Below are 19116 nucleotides of genomic sequence, written 5' to 3'. Positions count from 1 at the left end.
CCATGGATGAACTCCGTCATTCATTCGGAGACGCGCCGTAAATACATCCATGTAGGCTCGGGCACAGCATCCATGCTGCGCACGGTCTCCGAACACATGCCGGAATTCATCCTGCTAGAAAATCGCACGATTCAATTGATAAAAAACTATCAATAAAACCCAATCCGCAAATCTCGTTGTCTTGCTAAAAATTTTCCCGCGCGTATCCCGGTTACTGTTTTTTGTGCGTAACTCAACACACCATTTACCCAAACGGCTTCAATGCCTTCCGCCAATTGTTGCGGCTGGGTAAATGTGGCGGCGTCTTTCACTTTTACCGGGTCAAACAAAACCAAATCAGCGGCAGCACCCACTGCGATGCGGCCGCGATCATCCAAACCAAAACGATCCGCTGACATACGTGTCATTTTGCGGATCGCTTCGGGCAAACTAAATAACTTCAAATCGCGACTGTAATGGCCAAGCACCCGTGGAAATGCGCCCCACAAACGTGGATGCGGTAGCGGATCTACAGGTAAACCATCGGAACCCACCATCGTCAGTGGATGCGCCAGAATTTTTTGTACATCCGCTTCGCTCATCCCGTGATATACAGCGCCTGCCGGTTGCAATTTTTTTGCCGTGTCAAGCAAGTTCAAATCCCATTCAGCTGCAATCTCCGCTAATTTTTTCCCACCCTGTTCCGGATGCGGCTCACTCCAGGTGATCACGATATCGAAATCGTTAGTGACTTGTTGCAAATCCAGAGTGGATGAACTGGCACTGTAGGGATAACAATCGCAACCCACTGGATGAGTCTTTGCAACAGTTTCCAATTTTTTTAATACTTCGCCACTGCGTCCCCAGTTGCCTGCGCCCGCACATTTTAAATGCGACACGATAATAGGAGCTTTGGCATGCTCACCAATTTCAAAAGCCTCATCGAGCGCAGCAATAATTTCATCAAATTCGGTACGCAAATGCGTGGTATAAACAGCACCGGTTTCATTGAGTACCTCCGCTAATAATTTCACCTCTTCAGTGCTACTCGCGATGGCTGAACCATAGGCCAATCCAGACGATAAACCCAACGCCCCCTCTTTTAGCGATTCGCGCAATTGGCCGCGCATCAATTCAATTTCACCCGGTGTTGCCACGCGATCCAAACGATCCATATGATTATTGCGCAGCGCCGTATGGCCAATTAATGCGGCAACATTCACCGCAGGCTGCGCACGATTAACCGCATTTTTGTAGCTGGCAAAATCGGCATAACTAAAATCATCCGGTGCACCAAGCAAATTCATTGGATCAGGAAGATCACCGGTCAATGTCACCGGGCTTGCGCTGATTCCGCAATTGCCCACAATTACCGTGGTAATACCCTGCGAAATTTTGGGCAACATCTGCGGTGCGTGAATTACCTGCAGATCGTCGTGGGTATGCACGTCGATAAAACCGGGAGCCAATACCAACCCTTGTGCATCACGCACCGCCATGGCATCGGCCGCCGACAAATCGCCTATTGCAGCAATTGCACCATTACAAATGGCAAGATCGGCGCTATACACAGGCTCACCTGTGCCATCAATAATCTGTGCATTGCGAATAATCAGATCGAACTTCACCCACTGCTCCCAATCACGTTTTTTTAAAAAACGTTTTTTAATAACACTGTTTCAAACGCAGCCATTAATCACCGAGCGGTAATCGGTTATCGCCACCGCGGTATTCATCCAGCGCAAATTTCACACGGCGCAATAATTCTTTGCTTTCATTTTTGCGCGCCAGCGCCAATTCAGTGGCGAGAATATCGATCGCCAATAACATGCCGTAACGCGATGCGGATGGTTTGTAAATAAAATCAGTTTCTTCGGTCATTACCGGAAGCAAAATATTGGCTTTGACTGCCAAGGGTGAATGCGGTGCAGTAAACACAATAATCTGCGCGCCATATTCGCGGGCGATATCAGCCACTTCCAATAATTCCGGCGTTACACCAGTAACCGACAAAAGCACCAACACATCTTGTTCGGTGAGCGTTGCTGCAAGCATGCGTAGCAACACAGGATCGTGGTACGCCGTTACTGCTTTACCCAAACGTGCAATACGGAACTGCACCTCATCGGCCAGCATGGTTGAACCGCCACCCATACCTCCGATATAAATCAGGCGCGCGGAATTTAATAATCCAGCAGCTGCGCGGAAATCTTCTTCAACAAAACGCGCGAGATTTGCACGCAGGGTTGATTCCACATCACTGCAAATCTGGGTATAAAACGCACTTTCCTCGACAGCGGGAACCTCAGATAAAAAGCGTGTTCCCACCGCGCTGGCTTGCGCCAGTTTTAATTTCAGATCACGAATATCTTCACAGCCAACAGCTTTAGCAAAGCGTGAGATAGTGGCGATACTCACAGCTGCTTTTACTGCCAACTGATCAATACTGGCTGAAGCGGCGAAAGCGATATCCTCTAAAATTGCATCAGCAATTTTTTGCTCAGTCGCGGAAAGGCGATCCCGACTGGCGCGCATGTGGTACACAATATCGAACAGACCCGTCATAGTGTTTTCCAAAATCAATTTAGATAAATGCTGCGATCAATGACACAAAACCGAGCGCAACAACGGAAATAATTGTTTCCAATACGGTCCAGGTTTTTAACGTCTGGGTCACGGTCATATTGAAATATTCTTTGATTAACCAGAAGCCGCCGTCATTGACGTGCGACAAAATCAGCGAGCCAGCACCGGTCGCGATCACCAATAACTCCGGGTGCGGATAACCTGCCGCCAGTGCGATCGGCGCAACAATTCCCGCAGCGGTACTCATCGCCACCGTTGCAGAACCCGTCGCAACACGCATTAATGCCGCCACTAACCAACCCATCATCAAGGGCGTCAAAGCCATATCGGAGGAGATAGACACAATTTCTTTGGCGATACCCGCTTCCACTAAAATACGATTTAATCCACCACCGGCGCCCACTAGCAAAGTGATACCCGCTGTCGGCGCAAGACAGTCGTGACTAAATTTCAAAATCGAATCGCGATTAAATCCACGCGCAATGCCAAGCGTGTAAAAACTCACGAGGGTTGCAATCAATAATGCAACAACGGAATTGCCGATAAATAACAAAAAATCATTCAGTGCTGTACCCGGTGTTGCAATCAAATTTGCCCAACCACCCAACAGCATTAAAAATACTGGCAATAAAATGGTCGCAAGCGTAATGCCAAAACCCGGCAATTGGCGCTCGCCATCGGCGTGGATAAATTGCTCTTCCAACGGATTCACCGCGGGCAATTGAATGCGCGGTGCAATCCATTTTGCAAAAATTGGCCCGGCAATAATCGCCGTAGGAATTCCCACCAAAAGCGCATAAGAAATTGTGCGTCCAACATTTGCTTGATATTCACCTACCGCAATCATCGCTGCAGGATGCGGTGGCACCAGGCCGTGCACAACGGACAAGCCCGCCACCATCGGTAAACCAACCAATAACATCGAAGTACCAGTCCGGCGTGCAACGTTAAACGCGATCGGAATTAATAAAACAAAACCGACTTCGAAAAAAATCGGAAAGCCAACGAGGAACGCGATAAACACCATTGCCCAATGCACATTTTTTTCGCCGAACCAACGGATCATGGTGCGCGCGATTTGTTCGGCACCGCCTGACTCCGCCATCATTTTTCCGAGCATGGTGCCGAGCGCAACCACCAGTGCGATATGGCCGAGGGTTTTACCCACACCGGCTTCGTAAACAAACACCACATCTTTGGCGGGAATGCCCGCCATCAAACCCAAACCAAGCGACACCAACGTCAGCGTGATAAACGGGTTGAGGCGGTAGCGGGCAATCAATAACACCAGCGCGATAATGCTGATGGCGGCGTACACAAGTAACCAATGGCCAGGGCTCAATGCAAATTCCATAACAGCCCCTTAGAAAAACGTTTCCACGGCATCAATCACCGTGTAGTTATCATCGACCACCAACAACTGCCGCCACTTATCAAACGTCAGGCAGGGGTGGGAAATATCCAACGCGAGCATATCGCCCACTTGCAGATCTGCATCCGCAGCAACCTTCATAAATGCGTGTTGATCCATCATCGCCGTGAGCTGCCAATCGGCAGGTGCGACGGCAGGAGCTTCGCTGCCGGGGCGGTAGTGTTTTGCGGGGATAGGCAAGCCAGCATCAAACGCGGCATCGCGCTTACCCAAACCGAGAATGGCAAGGCCGGGCTCGGGGATAGAGAGCACGTAAGCCCACAATTGCAGCGCTGGCAGCAGACTGATATGCATGGAGCGGGCAACGGGGTTACTGGCGTGGATACGCGCTTCAGCGGCTTTATAAATGCCCACATCGTGGGTGAGGTAGCAACCGGGGCGCAGGATGATGTCGAGCGGGCGCCCCATATCGAGCCCCGTCCACTCTTCGGCCACCAAATCGAACCAGGCTGAACCAGCGCCGGTGAGGATAATCCGCTCAGCCGTCAACAGGCTGTGAGCTTCCAGAGTCATCAATTCGCGCACGGCGCGACGAAGGAATTCACGGATAGAAGGCTCATCCTTAAGGACACCTTCGTAAACCTCAACACCGGCCAAGACGAGGGATTCCGGGTAGCGGGCGATCGCATCGAGAACTGCGTTACGGGTTTGTTCGTCCCGCACACCGGTGCGGCCGCCTTCCACCCCCAACTCCAGCAGCAGATTCAACCGCTGTCCGGCTCGGGCGAAAAACTGCCCTAATTGTTCAACGTTAACAGGAGAATCGACTATCACAAAAAAGTCGAACTCCGGGTTTTGCAGCAAGCGGGAGATGATCGCCATGTTGGCGCGCCCCACCAACTGATTGGCCATGATCACGCGGCGCACACCAAAATGGTAGGCAGCTTGGACTTGTGGCGCAGTCGCCAGGGTGATGCCCCAAGCGCCATGAGCAAGCTGCTGATGAAACAGCGCCGGACTCATGGTGGTTTTGCCATGAGGTGCGAGTTTCAGCCCATAAGTGCTGATAAAGGATTTCATCCAATCAAGGTTGTGCTGGATGCGGGATTGGCTAAGCGCAGCTACCGGAAGACTTACCTGCTCGCGCAATAGGTTCCACCCCAATTCGCTGGTAGAACCAATAGACGGCTGTAAACTTAAGTCACCAAGCCCCTTACCTACTGGACTAAGCGGACGATCCGTCAGCACTTTTTGTAAATTATTTTCTTTGTACATGCTTTTTTTCCCAGCAAAAGCAGAAAAAACGATCATTTTTGCTAGGCTAACATTAAAGAATGGCACTGAAAAGAAAATAATTTACATAAATGGCAGATTATTCCACCTAATTGTGACAGTTTTTCGCACCTTGGCAGCGGCGATAAAGCGTTACTCCAGACACAACCAATCCAAAAGCCGGACCTGCGGCCAGCATTTTGTAGAAAATCGTCAAAGTTCGATTTTTTTCCACACGACCTCGACAGGGCACATCAAAAAAAGTCACACCTGCAGCCACAAGTGGCAGTTAATGGTAAAGCCAAACTGGGACTTTCAATCGCTCATCGCTTGTTTAATGATCGCGCTGCTGGCAAGAACAGCTTTCCGCGCCCCCCACTAGGCGGATTTTTGTCCAGCTGGATACGCATCTCCTGCACACAATAACAGCCGCTAACATCCGGCCAACGTATCCGCATCCTTAAACCCAGGATTCATCGCCCATCTACCCCCAGCGAACGGAATACCTGGTTAATAACATCTATTCGATGAGGACAATAATGATGATCAACTTGTTTACCAGATTTGCCAAAGCAAGCCACTTGGCACTACCCGGCTGCTTGCTGCTCGCCGCGCTGGCCAACCCCAGCCAGGCAGTGGTTTACCAGGCCGAGAGTTACACCAATTTCTTTGACACTACCGCTGGCAATACTGGCGGAGCATTTCGCAATGACGCGGTGGATATAGAAGCCACTACCGATTCCGGTGGCGGTTTCAATGTGGGCTGGATTGAGCCAAATGAGTGGCTGGTTTACGGTGGACTCTCCATCCCCACCTCCGGCAGTTACACCATACGCATGCGCGTTGCCAGTCCATCGGGCGCCACTGCATCGGTCGATCTCAACGGCGGCAGCATCCAATTGGGCGACTTCGCCATCCCCGCCACCGGCGGCTGGCAGAACTGGACGACTGTGACACGCACAGTAAATATCAATGCCGGCACCTACAACCTTGGCGTATTTGCCAAGACCACCGGGTGGAATTTCAACTGGATTGAAGTGGTATCCAATGGCGGTGGCGGCAACACCACTGGCTTACTGACCGTCTACGAACACTGCAACTACGGTGGCTGGTTCAGGGGCTTTAATACCGGCTCATTTGACGGCAACGTGATGACCTCAATGGGTGCGCGCAACGATGCAATCTCCTCGGTCAAAGTTGCTGCTGGCTATGAAGCGGTATTGTTCGACAACTGGGATTACAGCGGTGCATCGGTAGTGGTATCAGGCGATAACACCTGCTTGAGCAATTTCAACGATCGCACTTCATCGATCATTGTGCGCCCGGCAACCAACACCGGTACCGGTTTTGCAGCAGTGGTCAGTGAATCCCAGTTCAACCAAATGTTCCCCGGCCGCAATAGTTTCTATACCTACGCAGGTCTGGTTGCCGCATCAAAAACCTACCCCGCATTTGCAGGTACCGGCGACCTGGCGGCGAAAAAGCGCGAAGCGGCAGCAGCACTGGCGAACTTCTCCCACGAAACCGGCGGATTGGTTTACGTCACTGAAATCGCCCAGGGCGAATACTGCGGCGATTGGGATAACAACCCAAGCACTTGTCCTTGTGCACCGGGCAAACGCTACTTCGGTCGCGGCCCGATCCAGTTGAGTTGGAACGGCAACTACTGCGCAGCGGGTGCAGCCTTGGGGCTAGATCTGCGTGCTAACCCTGATCTGGTATCACAAAATGCAACCGTTGCCTGGCAAACCGCCCTCTGGTTCTGGATGACGCAATCAGGCGCTGGCTACCGCCCTGCCCATGATTCTATGGTCGGCGGCTTCGGTTTCGGCGAAACCATCCGCACGATTAATGGCTCACTGGAATGCAATGGCGGCAACCCCGCGCAAGTGCAAAGCCGTATAAACGAGTACAACCGCTTCCTGAATATTTTGGGCACCAGTGCTGGCCCTGGTAATTTGGGCTGTTAATAACCGGGAATGAATAGATAACAAGCTTCTAGAGAACCGCCAACACCAAAGCCGCATCAAGCAATTTGATGCGGCTTTTTTATTTTTTTGAAAATATTTTTAAATCGTGGGAATAAAACCATCACCTCAAGCGTTAACAAGTTGTAAGTCAACTAACCAAGAGGCACTTCCCATGAAAAACCCAATGTTAAACAGCAAAATTTTATTTATCTCTGCTTGCACATTAGCGTCATCAATCTGCTTGGCGAACGAGGTCTCTTCGGGAGTCGATTATAGTGTCGATGCCAAGGCCGATTCGCAAAGCTCATTCAGCACGCAGGCCGACACTCAAAGCGGCTCAATTTCTCTCACCGGTTCGCTCCAACAGCAACAGTCAATAAATAACCAAGGCAGTATTAACGCCGAAGCAACCGACAATAGCGAGACGCCCGCTGCTGAAGATTCACCAACCGAATCACCCGTCGCTACAGATGACTCAGCAGCAGATACCAGCACCACAGCAAGCAACAGTTTGACCAACGCTGTATCACTCACCGGCAACACAAAAGTGGAAACACAAAAAACGCTGGATGTTGTTACCGGCAAAACAACTGAATTAACCAACAACGCCAACGAAGTAACCACTGCAGTGGACGGCCGAATTAAAAGTACACTGGGTGCATCAGCCGATGTGACCAACAATATCAGCACACAATTGCAAGGCAATTTGACCAACGTCAATTCCACTGTCAATGGTGCTGTTGGCAATCAAGTGGATTCATTGGTCGCTACCAACCTGCAACAAAGCGTGCAGCAAAATGTGCAAGGCACAGTGAATAGCACTATTGACGGGGCACTTAATAGCGCAATCACTGGCTCCATCGATAGCACCATTAACAACACCATCCAGGCAACGATTGAAGATACGGTTGAATCCACTGTAGAAAGCACAGTAACCGCTGCGCTCAATAATAGTTTGGGGTTGGGCAACTAACGTGAAAGGCGCTTCGGCGCCTTTTTTCTCTCCGGTTTTTATTTTCCCCTTCTCATTCAATATCATTTTCGGTGGAGTAACTTATCGTGAAAAAGTCCGTTTATTTTCCCTTGGCTGTTAGTGCAATTAGTGTGGCAAATTCACTCTATGCGGCAACACCTGAAGGCAGTATTCGATTGGAAGCAGGAACCGAATATGATTCCAATTTAGGTGTGGTCGAACTTGACCAGTATTCAACCCAAAGTGATTGGGCAGCGCTGTTGAATGCACGCTTAAATGGGCGCTGGAAAGCCAATGAAAAATTGGATGTAAAAGCGGGATATTATTATTTAACCAAGACTTATCAGGACAATGACAATTTTGATTTGGATCTTCAGCAGCTATTTGCAGATGCCAGCTACAATTTCGATGTAGTCACCCTTGGCGCCAGCTATCATAATGCTGATGCAGAACTCGCTGACCGGGATTTTCTACAGTTGCAGCAAACCAGCCTGTACGCATCGCGTTTATTCAACAATCGCATTTTTTTACGCGCAGCGGCGAATTATCAGGATAAAGATTTCCCGGGCAATGCCGGACGCAATGCACAGAATACCGGTGTTGCTGGCGATGTATTTATTTTCTTTCAACAGGGCAATACTTTTTTAGCAGCGGGATTTACCAGAGAAGAAGAGGAAGCGGTACAGAATCAATTTAATTACGATGCACTCAGCTTGCGCGCCAGCATCAACCATAAATTCCAAGCCTGGGGAAAGCCAAGCAAATTACAATTAGGTGTGCGTTATCACGACCGGGATTATTCCGCTGCTATGCGTTCAACGGACGACAACCAAACCGACCTCTTCCGCAGCGACAATCACCGCGTCACCAGTATTGAATGGGAAATTAATTTAACACCAAAGATTATAGCCACCAGCAAAATTGAACGGGGAAACTATGAATCTAATTTGGCCGCCGCTAACTATTCGGAAACACTCGCATCAGTTACCTTCGGTGTGACGTTTTAGTGGTTTTCATTCCGCAGTGCGAATGACATCCAGCAGGCCGAAACCAAAAACCGGATCTCGGCCAGGCTCACCAAGGTCAATGATTTTTGCAGCCAAAGCCTCGATCATGCTGGACGAATTTTTATGCTGCTGCGCCAATTCACACACTACAAACGCTGACACAATCGGTGCCGCAATTGATGTGCCTGACTCGCGCCCGAAACCGCCATTGCTGCGCGCGGTATTGACCGAAACCCCCAAAGCTGCAAAATCAATATAATCCCCGCGATTCGCCCAGCGATAAATTCGCTGCTCGCGATCTACTGCTGTGACCGCAATAACATCCTCATAGGCTGCTGGATACATCGGCGGTGCCGCCGGACCTTCGTTTCCTGCCGCTGCAATCACGGCAATTTCCTGTTGCACCACACGCCCAATCACACTGCGTAAAATTTTGTTGTCAGGGCCAGCAAGGCTCATATTAATTGCACTGACTTTTTCACTCGCCAACCAATTTAATGCGCGCACCAAATCCATCATGGTGGCTCCTTGCGCATACTGATTGCGCGGATAAAAAACCGAAGCCGCATACAGCTGCGCGCCGGGCAATAAAGGCTGCACAGTATCACCTCGCCCTACCAACAACCCGGCAACGGCAGTGCCGTGCGCGCGCGGTGCATCAAATTTTTCGCCTAAAAAATCGCGCACAACGATTTGATTATTTGCAAATGCCGGATGCTCCGTATTAATCGCAGTATCGATCATGCCGATTTTTACCGGCGCATTACAGACAGGGGCAATCGAGGGAACAACATCTGCTGGCGAAGAGACATTACCGGCTTGCGCACCATAGATATGGTTGCGATCCAGCTGATCTTTTAAATGCATCGGCAACCGCTGACTTAATGCGGCAAGCGAATCCCACTCCGCAGGTACCCGAAAACGCACCAGCACCAAATCCAATCCGGCAAAATCGGTTTGCTCAATAATTTCCGCGGATAAAGGTTGCAATACAGACAACTCTGTTTTATCCAGCATAATTAACCATTCACGCTCGACTGCGCGCCAACCGTTTTCCACCGCGACATCTACAAACGCGATCTCACCCGTTCGGGTTAAGATGGGCAACACATCGGTTAACGCATCCAGCGGCACCGCATCAAGCAACTCGGTAACCGGCTTCGCCAAAGGATCGGCCAGTGGATCGACCACAGCGTCGGTCACAGGATTAACCACAGGTTCCAGCTGCTCACTAACCTGCCCGGCAATATCATCAATGTCGCGGACGGTCTGATCCAGCACATCACTATTGAGTAATTGGGTATCCAACAACTGTGCATAAACGGACGGACAGAGGCAGACAAAAAGGGCACAGCTAAGATAAACAGGTTTCATGGGTTCCCCCTGATGCAATACGGTAGATTTATCATAAAAACCGACTGGACTTCAGTGAAAACGTTTCAGCCGTATAAAAATTCCGGTTAGGTGGGAATAAAATTCAAACTCAAACGTTTACCTGATAGAAACCGCGATTTCCGCTGAAATCGATAATTTGATCCAGCGCGCTGCGCGCTGAAACACCTGGGACCAAGCCCTTACCATGAAAGAAGAGTTAATCCATTTAGCGCCTATGCTGCGGCGCTTTGCCTACTCGCTCACTGGCTCTGCACACGACGCCGACGATCTGCTGCAAAACACGCTGGAGCGCCTCCTAAGCCGGGACATCCCGGCAGATGTGGAACTGGCTAAATGGGCATTCCGCGTATGCCGCAATATCTGGATCGATGAGTACCGCGCGCGCAAAATCCGCCAGCGCAATGCCTATTCATTGGAGGAGACCGAAGAACCTTCGGTTGACGGCGAACAGGCTATCTACGATCAAATCACCCTGGGCGAAGTGGATGCAGCGATGGATAAATTACCTGACGACCAGCGCTCCATTATGGCGTTGGTTGCACTCCAGGGTATGTCGTACAAAGAAGTGGCTGAAACCTTGGGGATTCCTGCCGGAACGGTGATGAGCCGACTGGCACGGGCGCGCATCGCACTCGCCAATTTTTTAAACCCCACATCGATGACATCCTCCGTAAAACCTGGCGCATGAGGAAATGACATGACAGTATCCGACGAAAAATTATCAGCGTTCCTCGATGCAGAGCTGCCGGAAAATGAAATGGAATTTATTCGCGAGCAAATCAGCGAAGATGAAACACTGGCCAATCGCCTGGCGGAATTAGCCATGGTAGACGCACAGATCGCTCAACATTATTCCGCCATAGATGCGCGCCCGCTGCCAGATGCTATCGCGAATCTATTGGCTAGTGCGCCCACCGATGTGGCGCCCGACGTAGCGACGCCCGACGTAGTGACGCCCATATCCTCCGCAACAATTATTCCGTTTCCACTGTGGAAAAAAGTCCAGCGCGGCTTGCAACAGCATGCAGCAGTTGCGGCCTGCACAGCATTGGTATTGGGCTTTGGACTCGCACAATTATTACCCGGCACCCAGGATTCATCGCGGGGGGATTGGAATGCAATTGCAGCTGCCCTCGATACAGCAGCGAGCGGAACCGAACACAAATTAGCGAATGACAAACGGATCAAACCTCGCTTAACGTTTATCAATCAACAGGGCGCTTATTGCCGCCAATTTCGCGTCAGTGATTTACATAGCAGCAGTGAAACGATTGCCTGTCGTATAGGCGACAATTGGGAACCGAGCGTTACCATATACACGCAAGGAATATCACCTGAAGGCGATTACCAGACAGCGACAAATGACGCATCTGTGTTAGATCAGGCGTTAGATACTATCATGCACGGCGATGCATTTGATGCGCAGGCAGAATCAGCCATTATCGAGCGTGGCTGGAAAAATGATTAACACTTTCACAATCCACACTATCAGCTACCAACAGGCAATCCATGCAATGAAAATAATGTTTGTGCTCCTCATGATGATCATTAGCGGTTGTACATCGCAATCCGCATACAAAGCTGCCAAAGGTGATAGTTCAGGATACAAAGAAATTGCGCTGGCGGAGAACCACTACCGCGTGCAATTTAAGATGAACGGACATGCACGTGCTAGCGCGCAGAAATATGCATTAATGCGCGCTAGCGAACTGACAATCGCGCAGGGTTATGACTGGTTTATTATCGAAAAGCGTACCCTTCGCACCTTAAATGAACCCGATCCATTCGATTCAACTGCGCGCCCGGTTATCACACGCAATTGTGGTTTGTTAGGTTGCCGCACCCGTACACAATTGCCCGCACAATCAATCGATATACCGGATACTGAAACACTTGTCGTACTGGAAATTCGTATGGGGCGCGGAGTTCGGCCAGAAAAAGAAAGTTATGATGCACGCGAAATGTGGGAAACCGCACACAGCGATAAGACTGCACAATAATGCACATTAAACATTATGTTTAACGCATAAATTTTTAACATAAAAGAAAATGCATTTCTGAAAAAATAATGATATTTAATAATTTTTTTGTAAAAAATACATAAAAAACTCTCACCAAATGGCGTGCTTACCCGCAATCCGCGTAATTTCCCACTGTTATTCGACGCTGGCATAGATGATGCAACACATCTCCCGAGCATTATCATTGTTGATGTGCAACATAAACCACCTAATTATGATTATATTCAGGAGTAATTTATGTCTAGCAACGAAATCTCAACTGTTAAAGATCTCGTCAAAGTATTGCATGATGGGGTAACGTTTTACACCGATGCAAAAATTGAACTGAAAGGTAGCGGTTATGAATCTGCGCTGCAGGAGATGATTGATGCGCGCCAGCAAGCCTTGGCACGCTTACAACCGCTCATTTTCCTGCGCGAAGGTGAGACCGAACCGGGGACAACAATCAGCGGCAGCCTACACAAAACTTACACCGATATACTCGCCGCCATTAAAAGCAATAAATCACAAGTGTATATTGCACAACTGGAAGAGCTTGAAGACCGGACGCTGGAGTATATTCAAAAGGCGCAATATGAAGCGGTTTCAATTGATATAAAAACAGCTTTAAATTACACCCACAAATCGCTACGTCAATGCCATGACCGTATGCGCAGCCTTAAACGCTCTGCAGCTTAATTGCAATCACAAATGTTTAATTAACAAAATTTAGCTATAAAAAAAGGCCGTTTATCAAGTGATAAACGGCCTTTTTTTATCAGCGCAATTTTTATTGCTGCAACTATTGGTGCAACAGCCACTCGCGCCCGGCACGCTCGCTGCGGAAAGTTTCAATCGCGCCGCGCTCTTGCAGAGTGACGTAGACGGTTTTGCCATCAACACCGCCAAAGGCGACATTGGTTGGCTTTTGGCCTTTTAATTTAATGCGTTCGATCACTGTGCCGTGCGGCGATACCACCGTGACTTCACCAGCGGCGTAGCGCGCGATATATAAATTGCCATCGACATCGCAACGCATACCATCCAACCCGTGGTCCGGAAACTGAATTAACAAGCGTTTATTTTTTACAGCGCCGGTGGTTTTATCGATATCGTATTTCCACACATTGCGCTGTACGCTTTCGTTGACGTACAAATGTTTTTCGTCGGTGCTGACTTCTACACCATTAGTCGTGCCCATATTCGCTTCCAGCAAGGTGACTGTGCCATCAGTCGCGACCTTCCAGAGATTGCCGGTGCTCTCTTTCCAGTTGGGATCACTCGCGTAAATTACACCGGATTTTGCGATGGCAATATCGTTGGGCTGATTCATTTTTTTGCTGTGGGCATGCACAGAAATCGCTTTGGTTTTAGGGTCAATTTTCAACACATTGTGGCCTGAATAATCCGCCACATACATAAATCCATAGCGATCAAAACGAATGCCGTTGCCAGTGCTGCCTTCAGGCAAGGTCACAAACAATTGCGCATTATCTTTTTTATCGATAATGCCGATGGTGCCGTCTTTACCAAAACTTACCGCGTACAAATTCCCCTGCGCATCCACTGCTGGCCCTTCAATGCCTTGGGTGAATACATTGTCGGCAACGTAATCTGTCGTCTGCGCAATGGTGCATGGCGCTGCCGCCAATAATGCAGCAGCGATCAAGTAGCGGGGATTCAATCTCATATTATTCATAGCGACCTCTTTGTGTTTTTTAAAAATCTGCTGAGCCGCCGTAGTGGTCCGGCATTGATAACACAAACAGGTCGCGGAATAAACGTTTGATAGTCGCTGAAGATTAGGGTTGCGGGTGACGCAGATCACGCAAGCGCAGGGTATTTTGCATATAGACCTGACCGGTCTGCCCTTTGATCGATACCGTCATACTGGGCTGGTCAGCAGTCCAGTCGATTTCAATCAACCCGTAATTATTGCGGTGCTCGGCCACCCCCAAGCGATGCTGGTTGGGGCTGATGGCTTTCCATTCTTCAGTCAAACCTGACGATGTTGCCTCCCATAGCGGATAGCCGACAGCGCCATCGACCCTGCTGAATTCCGACCAGTGGGTATCACCCGAAATAATGAATAGGCCATCCACTTTGAGCTTGTCGATCAAGCCAAACAGACGGGTACGCTCATGGGGAAAATTCGCCCAGCTTTCCCAGCCGGTGAACTCCGGCAGTAATTGCACACTGCTGGCGATGATGCGCAAATCCGCTGGTTGCCGCAGTTGCGCCTCCAACCACTGCCATTGCGCCTCGCCTAACAGTTGCGCGGAAGTGTCGGTTAGCGGCTCGTAGGGACCCATCTTTTTGGGTGCCTTTTTGAGCAGGTATTCGGCCTTGGATACCCCCCTGAGTGGGCTGCGATTCCAGCGCAAGTCGAGCAAAATCAGCTGCACCCGTTGCCCCGGTTCGCCATAGGTATGGGCGGTATAGATGCCATCGGTGCGGGTGCGACGGGCGGAATCCGCAGGTTCGCCCCAAAAATCGAGCATGATCTGGCGCGAGGCTTCTTTCTGCGGGAATTCGGCACCGACATCATCGGCGCCATAGTCGTGATCATCCCATGTGGCTATCACATGGCTTTGCTGGCGCAGGGTTTGGAAACCGGGGTTTGCGCCCAGCGTCTGGTATTTGCGAGCTAGCTCGGCCATATCCTGGGTGTCGCCGTAGATGTTATCGCCCAAAAACACAAACAAATCCGGGCGCTCGATATTGATCGCCTTCCAAATGGGCTGCTCGTGATCCTGATGCACACAGGAACCAAAGGCGATGCGCGTAATGCCCTTGTCCAGATCCGGTTTATTGGGAAGGGGCTTGCCGCTATCGGCGATGGCGAGAGCAGGCAAAAACACCGCCGCGAGCCAAAGCAAGATCGGGGAAATTAAGCGGGATTTCATGGCGATACCTTTGTCTTGGATAAATTAAGGATCTCAACCATCGGCTTACCGGCGGCAGCGCTATAGGCTGCCGGATCAAACCCCAGCAGCTGCAATGCGGTTGCTGCGATTTGGTTGGAGTACCACTCGCCCTGCAGTTCGCCCGCTGCTTTAACGCCCGGCCCCATGGCCGCAAACCACACCTGATCGGCGCCTGGAATCCCCTCCTGGAAAGGCGCCATCTCCGGTGCTGAGGCGTTACGCGCGACCGCCTTTTTACTGCCGTGATGCTTCCAGCCTTCCAGCGGCAACTCCCCGCGCCCGTGGTCGGTGGTGATCAACAGCAAAGTTTTATCGCGGTAGCGGCGATCACTCTGCACACGATTCCATAGCTCGCGCACAAAGCCATCAAAGCGGTGCGCGGCCTGAATGTACTGGTCAAATTCGCCGTCGTGGGCGAAGTCATCGGTCTCGCCGTAGGCGATGTAGATCAGGCGCGGCTTGTCTTCGGCCAATGCCGCCAGCGCATACTGGTGGGTAAACACATCCAAACGCACACTTTGCCAGGGGCTGGGGGTTTGGCGCTGCAGCTCGTTGATAAACGCTTCGCGCGCGCTTACCTTGCCCAGCGCCGGGGAAAACCCGGCATTGACCGGAAACCCGGCGCGTTTGCTATTGAGAATGGCGGGAAATACATCCCATGAGCCAAACGCCTGCACCTTACCGCGCCATTGCGGCTGCTGGTTGATCCACTCGGGAAAGGTCACATTCGGGTTGGGCACAGGATCATTGGTATCAATGGCGGGATCGGCGCGTCCGGTGAGGATCTCGCTGTAACCCGGATAGGAAAAATGCCAGTCGTTGGTTACTTGCATACGGCTGGATTGGTCGCGGTTGCCCAGCAACACACCCTTGGTCGCCATTTCACTCCAGATAAACGGCAGCAGTTTCGCGCGCGCCTGTTGCGGATCGGCGGCGCTGAATGCGGTGCGCAGGGAGTCGGGGTGTTCGGTGTAGCGGCTATCGTTGAGCAAGCGCTCATCCATACCGCGAAAGACTTCCTGCCAACGCAGGCCATCGACCGTCACCAAAATCAGGTGTTGTGCGGGGCGTTCAGCGAGCGCTACCGATGCCAGCAGGCTCAATATACAAATCCCGATGCAACGAACAGGAGTCAGTATCGTCATGTTGCGTTTCTCCACAGAGGTATCGACGAAAAAAAGGCGCTTCGCAAGAAGCGCCCAATCCCAAAAGACGGATTAAAGGTCACGAGAAATTGATCGATCAGAACATCGCTTTTAACGAGAAAAATGCTTGCTGCGGTGCGCCCGGCAACAAGGTCTGGGCAGTGCCATTTGGATCGGTATTGGAGAAGCCACCGCTGCCAACGGTAGAGATGTAATCTTCATCCGTGAGGTTGGTGATATCCAACTGCGCGGTCAGTTGTTTGAGTGCGCCCAAGTCTTCAAAGCGATAGCCAAGGCTCAGGTTCAGCAGATTGTAAGCATCTACCGAGCCGTCATTGGTGTAGGTGTAATAGCGTTCGCCGGTGTGTTTGAAATGCAACTTGGCGAAAGCGCCGCCCATTTCCAGACCCAGCTCGGAGTTGAACATCAGCTCCGGTGAATCCACAACGGTTTTACCGGAGAGTGCCACGCGGGTATTGCCTTCGGTGAAATAGTCGTCGGAGTAGGTGGAGTCATTCAGGCTGGCTGAGTTGTACCAGTACCAGTTGTCGTTGATCTGCCAGTTAAGGCCGGCTTCAAGACCAATCGCCTCAACCGCCCCCACGTTGGCCAACGCATTGAAGCTGCCGATAATCGCCGAACCCTGTTGGATGGCGAGCAGGCGATCATCAAATTCCACGTAATAGGCGGTCATCACGCCTTCAAAACTGTCGCCACGGAAACGCCAGCCCAATTCGAGCGAGGTAGCGGTTTCGGGTTGAATGCTGTCGCGGATTTCCTCAAAGCCTGCTTGGGTAGCCGAGAAAGGCGAGGTGCCGGTGGCAGAGCCGATCAGCGCGCGGGCGTTCTTCCCCAGGGTGCTGTAGATCTCCTGCTTGTCAGTCAGGTCATACACAAAGCCCAGTTGCGGCAGGAAGTTTTCGCTGGTCTCGATACTGCCGGTTTTGTTATCGCCCACCACTGTGCCCGCATCCACTTCCACCTCCATGGATTTCACACCCAGCTCGATACGCAAGGCATCGGTCGCTTGCCAGGAGTCCTGAATGTGCAGTTGCAGAGTGTCAGTCGTGAATTCGTATTCCCATTGGGTCAGCAGCGGATTGCGCTGGAACTCGGTGAATGAACGGGTCGGGGTGACCAGACTGGTTTCACCGTAGAAACGGCGCGCCTGATTAAAATCATTGGTTTCGATCCATAGGCCTGCATTAAGACTATGGTCACCCAAATCAAAGGTAAGCCCCGATACTACGCCGGTGCGGTCGATATCGTACTCGGTGGTGCGGATCGACAAAGGCGCGCCGTTAGGTGTCGGAACGTAAGGAGTACCCCACAGACCCTGGCCTTCGTTGGTGTGTTGGTAAATGGTAGTTTTCCAGTCGGTAGCGCTGCCGAGTGGCAGGTCCAGGGCGATGTAACCCAGGTTGTCTTCACGCAGACCGGCGGCATCCCAGTAGGCGTCATCCAAACTGTTCACCTTGCCGGTGAACTTACCCTGAGCAGCGGCGATAGCGCGGGCATAGTCAGAACCGTAGTTGTCCCAGTCGCGCCCGAGACGGTCGATCATCTCCAGCGACATATCCTGATAATCGTTCTCGACGCGATCTGAATAGCTGTAGAAGCCGGTCAGCTTCGCTTCACCGATTGGCTGCACGATTTTGAAATTGAGAGCTTCTTGTTGCTGCTCGCCATCGCCTTTCCATTTGTCGGTGGTCTGGTCAACGTAGCTCAGGAAAAGACGAGTGCCTGCACCGCCAAATTCACCCGAATCGATACGCACAAAGGCGCGTTGGGCAGAATCGCTACCCACACTACCATCAACATGGGCAGCAAATTCGCTGGCTGGATCGAGCGAGGTAAATTCCAGGGTGCCGCCCAGATTACTGGTTGATGCGGCGGCCAAAGAACCCGCCCCTTGCGACAGCGCTACAGCGCCGATGTTTTCAGAGATGATCGCGCGGCTAATGTGCAGGCCGTTGTGATTGCCGTAAGACATATCGCCCAGCGGCACATCGTCGAGCGTAAAGCCCAATTGGTTTTGGCCAAAACCGCGCACGACTATGCGGGTGGACCATTCGTAAGCACCGAAAGGGTCGGCGGATTGGAAGTTCACACCAGGCAACTTTTCAACGGCTTTGAGCGGGCTGGTTCCTGCGGGATATTCGGCTAATTCAGCCGCACCCAACACATGCACCTGGCGGGTTTCACCGCGCCCGAACACCATGGTTTCTTCAACTTGAGCGGCGGCGCCAGCCACCGATGTATTTATCGCAGTGGTTTGCGAGTTGACCGCGCCCGATGCCGCGGCGATTAACAGAGCCAGTAGAGTCTTGTTCATAAGCCTTCCCCAATCAGTGTGTGTGATTTATTGGAAGGCAACTCTAGATGCCAAATATGACTGGCAGACTGCGGTTTTCTTAAACTTTTGTGTGAAAAAAATGACGTTTTTATTAATGACAGCAATAAATATCGCGGGATTTTTTAATTGCTGGT

At 51.0% G+C, this 19116-nt stretch carries 17 protein-coding genes; 8 read left to right on the top strand and 9 right to left on the bottom strand.

Features of this window, described 5'->3' with window-relative positions:
• Positions 1 to 6 precede the first annotated feature (6 nt).
• Positions 7 to 156, top strand: a complete 150-nt coding sequence (locus tag B4E62_RS17000; protein WP_331352894.1) for a hypothetical protein — start codon at positions 7 to 9, stop codon at positions 154 to 156.
• Here the strand turns inward: B4E62_RS17000 and B4E62_RS16995 are convergent.
• The 4 genes from B4E62_RS16995 to B4E62_RS16980 form a co-directional block, all read right to left on the bottom strand.
• Positions 150 to 1607: a D-aminoacylase gene (locus tag B4E62_RS16995; RefSeq protein WP_331352893.1), complete on the bottom strand. Its 1458-nt coding sequence runs from the start codon at positions 1605 to 1607 to the stop codon at positions 150 to 152. The genes B4E62_RS17000 and B4E62_RS16995 overlap by 7 nt on opposite strands.
• Positions 1608 to 1671: 64 nt before the next feature.
• Positions 1672 to 2544 (bottom strand): MurR/RpiR family transcriptional regulator, encoded by an 873-nt coding sequence (locus tag B4E62_RS16990; RefSeq protein WP_310067774.1) that lies wholly within the window; start codon positions 2542 to 2544, stop codon positions 1672 to 1674.
• Positions 2545 to 2563: 19 nt separating this feature from the next.
• Positions 2564 to 3919, bottom strand: a complete 1356-nt coding sequence (locus tag B4E62_RS16985; RefSeq protein WP_310067775.1) for a GntP family permease — start codon at positions 3917 to 3919, stop codon at positions 2564 to 2566.
• Positions 3920 to 3928: 9 nt separating this feature from the next.
• Positions 3929 to 5212 carry an amino acid deaminase gene (locus tag B4E62_RS16980; RefSeq protein ID WP_331352892.1) on the bottom strand — a complete coding sequence of 428 codons (1284 nt, stop codon included), beginning with the start codon at positions 5210 to 5212 and terminating at the stop codon, positions 3929 to 3931.
• A 536-nt stretch (positions 5213 to 5748) separates the two neighbouring features.
• Between B4E62_RS16980 and B4E62_RS16975 the strand changes: the two genes are divergently transcribed.
• From B4E62_RS16975 to B4E62_RS16965, 3 genes are all read left to right on the top strand, one after another.
• Positions 5749 to 7179, top strand: coding sequence for a glycoside hydrolase family 19 protein (locus B4E62_RS16975; RefSeq protein ID WP_331352891.1), 1431 nt, complete (start codon positions 5749 to 5751; stop codon positions 7177 to 7179).
• 172 nt (positions 7180 to 7351) lie between these two features.
• A complete protein-coding gene (locus B4E62_RS16970) occupies positions 7352 to 8152 on the top strand; it encodes a hypothetical protein (protein ID WP_331352890.1) in 801 nt (266 codons plus the stop codon).
• 86 nt (positions 8153 to 8238) lie between these two features.
• On the top strand, positions 8239 to 9159 hold the full coding sequence (locus B4E62_RS16965) for a hypothetical protein (protein ID WP_331352889.1): 921 nt from the start codon (positions 8239 to 8241) through the stop codon (positions 9157 to 9159).
• A gap of 6 nt (positions 9160 to 9165) precedes the next feature.
• Here B4E62_RS16965 and B4E62_RS16960 read toward each other — a convergent pair whose 3' ends face one another.
• Positions 9166 to 10533, bottom strand: coding sequence for a S8 family serine peptidase (locus B4E62_RS16960; RefSeq protein ID WP_331352888.1), 1368 nt, complete (start codon positions 10531 to 10533; stop codon positions 9166 to 9168).
• Between the two features lie 205 nt (positions 10534 to 10738).
• On the opposite strand from B4E62_RS16960, the gene B4E62_RS16955 reads away from it, so the two are divergent.
• From B4E62_RS16955 to B4E62_RS16940, 4 genes are all read left to right on the top strand, one after another.
• Positions 10739 to 11242, top strand: coding sequence for an RNA polymerase sigma factor (locus B4E62_RS16955; protein ID WP_331352887.1), 504 nt, complete (start codon positions 10739 to 10741; stop codon positions 11240 to 11242).
• A gap of 9 nt (positions 11243 to 11251) precedes the next feature.
• Complete coding sequence (locus tag B4E62_RS16950) at positions 11252 to 12022, top strand: hypothetical protein (protein ID WP_331352886.1); 771 nt, start codon at positions 11252 to 11254, stop codon at positions 12020 to 12022.
• Complete coding sequence (locus B4E62_RS16945) at positions 12015 to 12554, top strand: CC0125/CC1285 family lipoprotein (RefSeq protein WP_331352885.1); 540 nt, start codon at positions 12015 to 12017, stop codon at positions 12552 to 12554. Before B4E62_RS16950 ends, B4E62_RS16945 begins: the two co-directional genes overlap by 8 nt.
• Before the next feature lie 258 nt (positions 12555 to 12812).
• A complete protein-coding gene (locus B4E62_RS16940) occupies positions 12813 to 13253 on the top strand; it encodes a PA2169 family four-helix-bundle protein (RefSeq protein WP_331352884.1) in 441 nt (146 codons plus the stop codon).
• Between the two features lie 103 nt (positions 13254 to 13356).
• On the opposite strand, the gene B4E62_RS16935 is transcribed toward B4E62_RS16940, so the two are convergent.
• The 4 genes from B4E62_RS16935 to B4E62_RS16920 form a co-directional block, all read right to left on the bottom strand.
• Positions 13357 to 14253, bottom strand: coding sequence for an SMP-30/gluconolactonase/LRE family protein (locus tag B4E62_RS16935; RefSeq protein WP_331352883.1), 897 nt, complete (start codon positions 14251 to 14253; stop codon positions 13357 to 13359).
• 103 nt (positions 14254 to 14356) lie between these two features.
• On the bottom strand, positions 14357 to 15460 hold the full coding sequence (locus B4E62_RS16930) for an alkaline phosphatase D family protein (protein WP_331352882.1): 1104 nt from the start codon (positions 15458 to 15460) through the stop codon (positions 14357 to 14359).
• On the bottom strand, positions 15457 to 16626 hold the full coding sequence (locus B4E62_RS16925; RefSeq protein WP_310067794.1) for an alkaline phosphatase family protein: 1170 nt from the start codon (positions 16624 to 16626) through the stop codon (positions 15457 to 15459). Before B4E62_RS16925 ends, B4E62_RS16930 begins: the two co-directional genes overlap by 4 nt.
• A gap of 97 nt (positions 16627 to 16723) precedes the next feature.
• The gene (locus tag B4E62_RS16920; protein ID WP_331352881.1) at positions 16724 to 18961 is read right to left on the bottom strand and encodes a TonB-dependent receptor; all 2238 of its coding nucleotides are present in this window, start codon (positions 18959 to 18961) and stop codon (positions 16724 to 16726) included.
• Between the last annotated feature and the right edge of the window lie 155 nt (positions 18962 to 19116).

This window comes from Cellvibrio sp. UBA7671, assembly GCA_002483145.1.
GTDB lineage: Bacteria > Pseudomonadota > Gammaproteobacteria > Pseudomonadales > Cellvibrionaceae > Cellvibrio > Cellvibrio fibrivorans.
This window is presented reverse-complemented; position numbering and strand designations above follow the sequence as displayed.